We start from the raw sequence: 10,076 nt of genomic DNA, 5'->3' as shown, positions 1-10,076 counted from the left end.
TGAAGCAGTTTACCGTCATCAATTTGAAAAAGGTTTGTTTAAATTATACACGGGCTACGATTACACCAACTTTCAGCTACAGCAGAAAACCATAGACTCTCCTGAAAAAATAAGCTACAAAACCAAGGAGATGGACTTATACATCAATAGTTCTTACAAAGGCATGCTAAGCGATAAGTTGCTATTAACAACAGGTACCAGTTTTGCAACGAATGACAAAAAAGAAAAGGTCGATTTAATCAGATTGGGAACAAAAGAGAACAATGCGCAATTAAAGCTTAAGCTTAAATATATACCTTCTGAAAGCATCAATATCAGCATGGGTGCAGATTATTTCTTAACAGATATTCAAACACAAGTCAGCCTAAAAAACCCAGATTGGAAACAAGATAAAACACAAAGCAATCAGCTGGCAGCCACTTTTGCCGAAAGCAATATTTATTTCTCTAAAAACACCGTACTAACTACGGGTATTCGAGCTGAGTATAGTGATTATAACAAAAAACTTCAACTTGCTCCCCGCTTATCCATCGCACAAAAAACGAGTCTGCACAGTCAATTATCATTCGCTTTTGGAGAATTTTATCAATTGCCCAACAATACAACTTTAATAAAGCAAGAACATCTGAAGGAAGAAAAAAGCCAACAATATCTTTTCAATTATCAGTACACCAAAAACAAGCGCCTGCTGAGAACAGAATTGTATTATAAAAAATATTCTCGACTGATTAAATATGAGGCCGTGGATAAAAATAGATCGATAAATTACAACAACACAGGTTATGGATATGCTAAAGGTTTAGATATTTTTTGGAAAGATGACAAAACCTTTAAAAATCTACAATACTGGATATCCTATTCCTATCTGGATACCGAAAGGAATTACAATGATTATCCCAAACTAGCAAAGGTAAATTTCAGCAACAAACACAACCTATCGGTGGTGGGTAAATACTGGATAGCGGCTTTGCGATCGCAAGTGGGTTTCAATTACAAATTTGCCAGTGGCAGAGCCTACAATGATCCCAACGAGACAGCATTTATGGCTGAAAAAACTAAGCACTACAGTAATTTGAGTCTTAGTTGGTCGTGGCTGATATCGAAACAGTGCATTTTTCACTGCTCAGCAACAAATGTACTGGGACAGAATGCCATTTATAACTACGACTACAGCAGCAAACCAAACGCTACAGGCCAATTCGAAAGACAGGCCATAAAACCAGATACCAAACGATTCTTCTTTGCTGGTTTATTTATCACCCTCAGTAAAAACAAAAAGAAAAATCAATTGAATAATCTGTAAAATAGTTAGGTCTACAAGAGAATTAAAGCTCTATGTCGAATACAGTAGGAAGCTATTATATATTACGAAGTGATTAAATTTAAATAACCACACTTGAAGAATGCGATGGTAATCATGTTAGTTATCATCCCTGAAAAGGATGAACTAAATAAAATTAATCTACTTCTTAAATTATTATCGATTTGATAATACCCCCTCTTCCCATATGGTTAATCAAATTCAGCCATATTCGGGACTATTTAAAAAGAAAGTTAAAAAAGCAATAACGTCCTAAACGTTTTTATTGCAATCATCTATGATTTTGATAAAGATACAGTTAACTCTAGTGTTGAAATGAAAGGAATGTTTTTTTTGAGCGTCTTAAGAGCTGGCATTTTTTTAAATAATTTATGTTTAACGAAGGATTTAGAAAGACTGGGAAGTTGAGAACTTGTTCGAAAATCACCTAGTCGCACTTAAGACTGAGGAAAATAAGAAAAATATTTAAAAAGTAGCCTTGAATTTCTTTGCTTCGTTTCTTGTTTCAAGACAAGAAATGATGTCGGGTTTGGGCGGAAAGCCCAATTGCTAAATCATAAAAAAAAGATTAATAAAGACATATTACCCACCTAAATCGACTTAGAGCCAAAATCTAAATGTCTTATCCAATCAATATGAAGACCACATATACAGTTCAGCCGTATAAATCGACAATTGGGTCAATCTCTTTTTGAACTCCCTCTTGTATTCAACAATTTTACTATCACAAACTAAAAAAAGAATATCATGAAAAAAATTGCACTAATACTTCTGCTTCTATGTAGCCAGATTTTAATCAGTTCGGCACAAAGTAAATATGAAAAAGGAATGAGTGAGGCCTTGCAATTGTGGGGCAAACAAAAACCTATGAAGGCTATAGCTTTATTCGAGCGTATTGCTGCCAACGAGAAAGAAAATTGGCTTCCCAATTATTATATTGGATTGATATCGGCAACACAGGTCCTATCGAGAAAAGAAAAAGAGCATGCTCCAGCCTTACTTAAACAGGCTCAAGAATCTCTCGATAAGGCAAATAAAATATCTCGTAATAACTCAGAACTTTTCTGCTTGCAAGGACTCATCAATACGGCTTGGGTCACTTTAGACCCTATGAACAACGGACAAAGATTATCGGCAGTTATTATTGAGGATTATCGTAAAGCGATAGAATTAGACGAAAATAACCCACGTCCACTTTATTTATTAGCCGAATATCAAATTAACTCGGCAAAATATTTCGGGAACGATACAGAATCCTTTTATGAGATGATAAAAGCATCATTAAAAAAGTTTGATAACTTTAAAGCACCTTCAGCCTTTTATCCAAATTGGGGAAAAGAAAGAGCTAACCTATTACTGAAAGCACAAAATGCAGACTAGCGAATTAAAAAGTAAATTAAAAAAAGATCTAAGATTGTCTTTACGATTGACTCTCATATCAATCGTAATAACACTTCTAATAATGGTCAATAGATTAAATTGGGATATATTCTATTCTGCAATAATTATTTCGAGCATGTATTGCTTTGGTCTAGCTATGGGTTCTAGTGTTATTTCAACATTGTTAGATTATAAATTCAACTGGCAATCACAGGGAAAGAAACGCCTTGTGTGGGGAATAATTATCACTGTTGTTTATGTTGTAACAGTTATTCTACTTATTGATTATTATTTGTTAGTGAAACTTCAAAATCTTCCTTTTGAACATTTTTTTAAGGGTCAATATTTGTGGATGCACCTTTTCTACATTGTATTATCATTAGGTATTTCGGCCTTTTTTCATGCAAAGGGTTCTATGCAGGCATTAAAAGTTGCTTTAACACAAAAAGCCTTACTCGAAAATCAGAATATTGCCTCGCAATACGAAGCCTTAAAAAATCAGGTCGATCCTCATTTTTTATTTAATAGCTTAAACGTACTTTCTTCTTTGGTAGATGAAAATCCTGCGACAGCACATAAATTTATTAATCGATTATCGTATATCTACCGTTATGTTCTCGATCAGAAAGATAAAGAACTGGTAAGTATAGAAGAGGAGTTAGATTTTGCAGAGCAATATGTCTTTCTTCAGAAGATTCGATTCGAAGAGGGCGTGAATTTTAGCAGTGAAATTGATGCCAGCAGAATGAAGGATTTAATCATCCCATTGGCCTTTCAAATTTTACTTGAGAACATTTTTAAGCACAATATTATTTCGGATGAACAACCAATTTTTATCAGCATAAAAACACAGGACGATTATTTAGTAATCAGTAATAACATTAATAAAAAAAGCATTCGGCAACCTTCACACAATCTAGGTTTAGAAAATATTAAAGCTCGCTATAAATATTTCACCAATGCCGATGTGATTATAGATGAAACGCCAGAACAATTTTGTGTTAAACTTCCTCTTATTCCCAATTTATAATGATGAATGTAGTTATAGTAGAAGATGAAAAACCTGCAGCTCGTAGGTTAGAGCGTATGCTGAACGTTGAAGGTATCGTGGTTGTAAAAACACTCCACTCGGTAGCCAAAGCCAAAGAATGGTTTAGTGAAAATAAACAGCCCGAATTAATCTTTCTGGATATTCAACTTTCCGATGGCTTGAGTTTTGAGATATTCGAAGATATAAAAATCACATCGAGCATTATTTTTACAACTGCATACGATCAATATGCATTAAAGGCATTCAAGCTCAACAGTATTGACTATCTACTTAAACCCATCGATAAGGATGAACTACAAAACGCAATAAAAAAATACATCCATCTTAAGCCAACAGAAGAAAAACAGCAAGCATCCATACCAATGAAGCAGATTCAGCAACTGTTAGCATCATATCAAAATAGTTATAAGGAACGGTTTACGGTAAAAGTGGGGCAACATATCCGAAGTATCAAAACCGAGGATGTGGAATGTTTTTACTCTGAGAATAAAGCCAGTTTTATTTATACAAAAACAGGTCGAAGCTATCCTATAGATAACTCACTAGAACAATTGGCAGAATTACTCAATCCTCTTGTCTTCTTCAGAGTCAGTCGGAAATATTATATCCATATCGATTCGATAAAGGATATTATAGCCTACTCTAACAGCCGTCTGAAAATTAAAATGAATACCTATCAGGAAGATGAAATTATTGTGAGTCGAGAAAGAGTTAAAGAATTTAAAATTTGGTTAGGTTAAAATGTCAAATTCAAATCTATAAGAATAATTCAGAAGTAGAATTTAAAGTGGGAAGAAATTAACGTTTGCATTTAACCTGCCATTTCAGTGCGTATGATATAATCCACAACTTTTCCCGAGGCTTTGCCTTCGGGCTAAATTAAGATGGACTTTAAGCCCGAGAAAGAACAAAAAATAAAATTTATATTAAAATATAAACTCCAATTCCAGCAAAATGGAACACAAAATAGCAAGCACTTAAGCTCAAAGACAATGTTTGGACACAAAAAAAGGAGAAACTCCCCAAAGCTTCTCCTTTAAAAATGCAATCTAATCTGATCTAAATTATTGCTTGATTGCAGTTTCCAAACCAATTGTAATCATTGTAGTCAATGATGTTTGGCGCTCTTCAGCGGTTGTCTCTTCTCCTGTTAAAATATGATCGCTAACTGTCAAAATAGCTAATGCTTTAGCCTTATGACGAGCTGCAATTGTATATAAAGCAGTGGCTTCCATCTCTACAGCAAGTACACCATAGTCAGCCCAAATTTTAAATGGTTCTGGATTGTTTTCTAGGTCATGATAAAAGATATCAGACGTTAGGGTTGATCCAACTTTAATGTGAGAACCTTGTTCTTTAGCTACCTGATATGCATCGCTCAACAATCCAAAATCAGCACATGGAGCATAATCCATCCCTTTAAAAAGGTTTTTATTAATTGCTGAATCAGTACAAGAAGTCATTGCAAGAATAACATCGAATACTTTCACATCGTGATTAAAAGAACCACAAGTACCAATACGAATTACATTTTTCACACCATACTGAGTAATTAATTCGTGAGTATAAATACCTATTGAAGGAATCCCCATACCTGTTCCTTGTATAGAAACACGTTTACCTTTATAGGTTCCTGTGAAACCCAACATATTTCTCACTTCATTATAACAAACAACATCTTCCAAGAAGTTATCTGCAATATATTTTGCTCTTAATGGATCTCCAGGTAAAAGGACAGTTTCTGCAATATCGCCCATTTTGGCATTGTTGTGTGCACTCATAGTATTTATTTTATTAATGTTTCATATTCAAAAAAAGATAAAGCCTTAAAACAATTTATCCTAAAATACATTGCGCAAGCTTACACAAATCTATAAAAGATTTTAAACACTTTCAACAAAGAGAGATGGATGATATAAATGGTTGGAATTGTAGTAATCTTAAATAGGTAAAAAGGTTAAATTACCCCTAATAAACCCTTGTTTACTCATTTCAGATTTTCAAGCGACTAAATTAGGGCTTTTGTTTGATGTTTCAAAATTAGGAACAGTAAAACAATCATTTTACCTTTTTTTAGCAAAAAAAAGCTTCACTAAATTAGCACTCTCCATTTCTAGAATACCAGTTACAAGCTCTGTTCTTGGATGCAATGGAGAAGGTGAAAATGCTGTAAAACCTCTTTTCGAATCACTAGCACCATAAACAACTCGACTAATTTGAGACCAAGCCAAAGCTCCAGCACACATACTACATGGCTCAAGTGTCACATAAAGCGAACAATCTTTTAAATATTTTCCACCTAGATAATTGGCAGCAGCAGTAATAGCCTGCATCTCGGCATGGGCAGTCACATCGTTCAATCGTTCCGTTAAATTATGAGCTCTTGCAATAATCCTATTATTAGATACCACAATAGCTCCCACAGGAATTTCGCCTTCATCAAAGGCTTTATGGGCTTCTTCCAAAGCTTGTCTCATAAAATATTCATCCGAAAATGGATTAATTGCTTCCTCCATAAGAGTAAAAATAAAAAATATTATTGATAAAAGTTAACATCTAAAAGTCAAAAACTAAGCAACAAGTTTAACTTGAATCTAGATTAAATACAAAACTTAACCTAATTCAAAAAAAAACTATTCTAATTCACAAAAACTTAGTAATTTCGCAAAGTTAATAAAATAGGAATAAGATGTATAGAACTCATACTTGTGGTGAATTAAGAATTCAGAATGTAAAAGAAACTGTAACCCTCAGCGGTTGGGTACAAAAAGCTCGTAACCTTGGAGGAATGACTTTTGTCGATCTTCGTGATCGTTATGGTATTACTCAGTTTGTTTTCGATATGGAAACCAATCCAGAGCTATGTGCTCAGGCTAGAAAATTAGGTCGTGAATTTGTTGTTGCAATTACAGGAACAATTCATGAACGTCTAAGTAAAAACTCAAAAATGTCTACAGGTGACATTGAGGTTATTGCTGAGAAAATTGAAGTATTGAGTAAATCGATTACACCTCCATTTACTATCGAAGATAAAACAGATGGTGGAGACGAACTAAGAATGAAATACCGTTACCTTGACTTACGTCGTAACTGTGTTCGTGAGAACCTTATTTTGCGTCATAAAATGGGTATCGAGATTCGTAATTTTCTTGACAAATTAGAATTTATCGAGACTGAAACACCAGTACTTATTAAGTCTACTCCTGAAGGAGCTCGTGACTTTGTTGTACCATCGCGTATGAATCCAGGTGAATTTTATGCTTTACCTCAGTCGCCTCAGGTATTCAAACAATTGTTGATGATCTCTGGTTTCGACCGTTATTACCAAATTGTTAAATGTTTCCGCGACGAAGACCTTCGTGCTGACCGTCAGCCTGAGTTTACTCAGATTGATTGCGAGATGTCATTTGTAGGTCAAGATGATATTCTAAATATCTTCGAGAGCTTAACGAAACATCTTTTCAAGAAATTGAAAGATATTGAATTTAACTTCGATTTTCCAAAGTTGGATTATGCTGATGCCATGACTTATTATGGTAACGATAAGCCTGACACACGTTTCGAAATGAAAATTGTTGACCTAAGCGTTGTTGCTAAAGGAAATGATTTCAAATTATTTGATGAAGCTGAATATATTGGTGCAATATGTGCAACAGGTTGCGCAACTTATACACGTAAACAATTAGATAAATTAACTGACTTTGTGAAGAAAGCACAAATTGGTGCTAAAGGGTTAGTTTACGTTAAATATAACGAAGATGGTTCTTTCAAATCATCTGTAGATAAATTTTACGCTGCTGAAGACTTACAAAAATGGGCCGAAGCTTGTAATGCAAAACCAGGTGACTTAATCTTAGTTCTTGTTGGAGAACGTAACAAAACACTTCCTCAACTTTCTGAGTTACGTCTTGAAATGGGATCTCAACTTGGACTTAAAGACAATAAGAAATTCTCTCCTCTTTGGGTTGTAGATTTTCCTCTATTGGAGTGGGATGAAACAAATAATCGTTTTCACGCAATGCACCATCCATTTACATCTCCTAAGAAAGAAGATATTCACTTATTGGATACTGATCCTGGAGCGGTTCGTGCTAATGCATACGATTTGGTTATAAATGGTATTGAGATTGGTGGCGGTTCTATTCGTATTCATGATACAGACTTACAAGCTGAAATGTTTAAACACTTAGGCTTCACCGATGAAGAAGCTCAAGATCAATTTGGCTTCCTAATGAATGCATTCAAATTTGGTGCACCTCCTCATGGTGGAATTGCTTTCGGATTTGACCGTTTAGCATCATTATTTGCAGGTATCGAATCTATTCGTGACGTGATTGCTTTCCCTAAAAATAACTCGGGACGCGATGTGATGATAGATTCTCCATCAAAAGTCTCTGTTGCACAATTGGATGAATTAAGCTTAGCTTTGAAAGCTATTGAGAAAAAATAAATCTCAAACTCATATATATTACGAAGGCTATCTCTCAGGAGATAGCCTTTTTTTTTAAAATGATTTGAGTTGAGTTTATAGCAACAAAAAGACCATCGAAACAAGTTCAATGGTCTTTGAAATATTTTCATAATAGACTACCAGTCTATATCAGTTTCTTCTTCTTTGTTATCTGTAAGACCTTTTTCACGTTTAATCATATCTTTATACATACCACGCATAAATAAACAACCATACTTTACAGCTTCTTCCTTACTTTGAAAATTAGCTTTAATCAAGTTATGCTCACTTGTTTCTAAATCGGGATCATCTGTATAGTAATAAACACCAACATTAGGTCTTCCATTTTTTTTCTTAATTTCTAATCCCATCCAGGTTTCAAAGACTTCACCATCAACCTTTATATGTCGTTTAAACTTTATCATTTCAATTCTATTACTTGATAAAAGAATAGAGCTTTATCTATTTTGCTCCGAATCCTTAATTTTCTTTTCTAAATTATTTACAAGAACCATGGTTAGTGTTAAAACAAACATCACAACCACTTCAATATAAATACCTGTTTTATCTCCAGATTCTCCTGTAGAATATAAAAGATTAAAAACAATTGCTACCATAATTAAGAAGGTAGACAGTACCAAGAGAAATTTAATTAGTTTCATCCTTATCAATATTGACATTAGTAATCAAACATAAACTAGTCGTCCTCTAACATAAAATCAGGCTTTTTAAGTGCCATTTGATTTTTAACTGGGTTTGCATATATCTCAATGAAAAAATCTTTAAGTCTTTCCATATCACCTTCTACAGTTCCCAATTTTTTGTCCCTATGTTTCAAGAACAGTTCTTTTTCTTCATCTGTATATTTGTCTCGATATTCATCTGTATTGTTCAAAATATCAAAAGCGATATAATTATCAGGCCAAAGCTTGAAGTTTTTGTGAATCTTATAGTCTATAAAATCAGCTAAAGCTTTAAATTTATCACGACTATCATCCATTTCTTTAATCACATCAATCATCTCTAAAATTGGCTTACCCAATTTGAAATGAACACGACCTTTTTCGTTAATTAAGCCTTTAAGCATACTCAACAAATCGTCCTTTGGCGTCTTCTTATAATTTTCAACGGTTTCTTTCAAATACCGCTCTCGAGACTTTAAACCATCGCAAGGTTCGTACTCATACGAAATAGCAACAGGAACAATTTTTAGAGCTTTAAAATGCTCCGAAAAAGTCTGATTACCACTCATTTGCAACATTTTCAACAAACTTTGCTGAGTTCTATCGTCGCCATCCTTTGTTCTTCCCTCACGTTGAGCAATCCAAACAGAAGATTTCTTTTGCGTAATTGCATGTTCGATGTAAGAAGAAAGTTGATTTGAATTCACTAATAAATCACGAACAGAAGCATTCCTTTTTACAACAAAGCTTTTATTAAGCTTTACCAAATCACTAATCCATGGTTTCATCAAAAGATTAGATCCAATTGCGATTTCTGTTGTAGAAAAACCGTTTTGATATAAAAGGATATTTAGAAGAGCAGAATCGAGAATAATATCTCTATGGTCTGATATAAATAGATAACTCTCGTTAGGATTCAATCTATCAAGACCTTCAATACTAATGCCTTTAGTCGTGTTTTTAATAATATTATTCGCCAAAGGAACAATAAACGTCGACTGAAAATCGTCGATAGTTTTTACTTGCGACAAGATACCTTCAATTTTTTCTCGAGATAAATCGGGAAACAATTGCAAAGCAAATTTTGAAAAGTCGTCATTCTTAATTAAACGTTCTATTACTTCCGGTACTTCGGAGTCGCTAAAAGGACGTATATCATCATATTCTGATTCAGAAATCATGTATCAAGTC

General features: G+C 33.9%; 10 protein-coding genes. 5 read left to right on the top strand and 5 right to left on the bottom strand.

The features are described from left to right. From EMN46_RS19650 to EMN46_RS17705, 4 genes are all read left to right on the top strand, one after another. Positions 1 to 1,303 (top strand): TonB-dependent siderophore receptor (locus EMN46_RS19650; RefSeq protein WP_195715310.1); only part of this gene is annotated, 1,303 nt, incomplete at its 5' end. A 765-nt stretch (positions 1,304 to 2,068) separates the two neighbouring features. Further along, positions 2,069 to 2,701 (top strand): M48 family metallopeptidase, encoded by a 633-nt coding sequence (locus EMN46_RS17715; RefSeq protein WP_154202243.1) that lies wholly within the window; start codon positions 2,069 to 2,071, stop codon positions 2,699 to 2,701. A gap of 82 nt (positions 2,702 to 2,783) precedes the next feature. Further along, a complete protein-coding gene (locus EMN46_RS17710) occupies positions 2,784 to 3,731 on the top strand; it encodes a sensor histidine kinase (protein WP_195715309.1) in 948 nt (315 codons plus the stop codon). A 2-nt stretch (positions 3,732 to 3,733) separates the two neighbouring features. After that, entirely contained in the window at positions 3,734 to 4,492 is a 759-nt protein-coding gene (locus EMN46_RS17705) for a LytTR family DNA-binding domain-containing protein (RefSeq protein ID WP_154202240.1), read from the top strand. A gap of 324 nt (positions 4,493 to 4,816) precedes the next feature. On the opposite strand, the gene deoD is transcribed toward EMN46_RS17705, so the two are convergent. Next, on the bottom strand, positions 4,817 to 5,533 hold the full coding sequence (gene deoD / locus EMN46_RS17700; RefSeq protein ID WP_154202238.1) for a purine-nucleoside phosphorylase: 717 nt from the start codon (positions 5,531 to 5,533) through the stop codon (positions 4,817 to 4,819). A gap of 282 nt (positions 5,534 to 5,815) precedes the next feature. Next, entirely contained in the window at positions 5,816 to 6,268 is a 453-nt protein-coding gene (locus EMN46_RS17695; protein ID WP_154202236.1) for a nucleoside deaminase, read from the bottom strand. 173 nt (positions 6,269 to 6,441) lie between these two features. Here EMN46_RS17695 and aspS point away from each other — a divergent pair, with 173 nt between their 5' ends. Further along, positions 6,442 to 8,202, top strand: a complete 1,761-nt coding sequence (aspS, locus tag EMN46_RS17690) for an aspartate--tRNA ligase (protein ID WP_154202235.1) — start codon at positions 6,442 to 6,444, stop codon at positions 8,200 to 8,202. A gap of 137 nt (positions 8,203 to 8,339) precedes the next feature. Here the strand turns inward: aspS and EMN46_RS17685 are convergent, their stop codons facing one another. Genes EMN46_RS17685 through EMN46_RS17675 form a run of 3 tightly spaced genes read right to left on the bottom strand, consistent with a single transcriptional unit; the run spans position 8,340 to position 10,066 of the window. After that, entirely contained in the window at positions 8,340 to 8,627 is a 288-nt protein-coding gene (locus EMN46_RS17685; protein WP_154202232.1) for a hypothetical protein, read from the bottom strand. 33 nt (positions 8,628 to 8,660) lie between these two features. Next, the gene (locus EMN46_RS17680) at positions 8,661 to 8,864 is read right to left on the bottom strand and encodes a hypothetical protein (protein ID WP_154202231.1); all 204 of its coding nucleotides are present in this window, start codon (positions 8,862 to 8,864) and stop codon (positions 8,661 to 8,663) included. Positions 8,865 to 8,899: 35 nt separating this feature from the next. Next, the gene (locus EMN46_RS17675) at positions 8,900 to 10,066 is read right to left on the bottom strand and encodes a 1-acyl-sn-glycerol-3-phosphate acyltransferase (RefSeq protein WP_154202229.1); all 1,167 of its coding nucleotides are present in this window, start codon (positions 10,064 to 10,066) and stop codon (positions 8,900 to 8,902) included. Positions 10,067 to 10,076 lie beyond the last annotated feature (10 nt).

Origin of the sequence: Ancylomarina sp. 16SWW S1-10-2 (assembly GCF_009669305.1) — a bacterium.
Taxonomy (GTDB): domain Bacteria; phylum Bacteroidota; class Bacteroidia; order Bacteroidales; family Marinifilaceae; genus Ancylomarina.
Note: the sequence above shows the minus strand (reverse complement) of the source record. Positions and strands in the feature narration are given on the sequence as shown.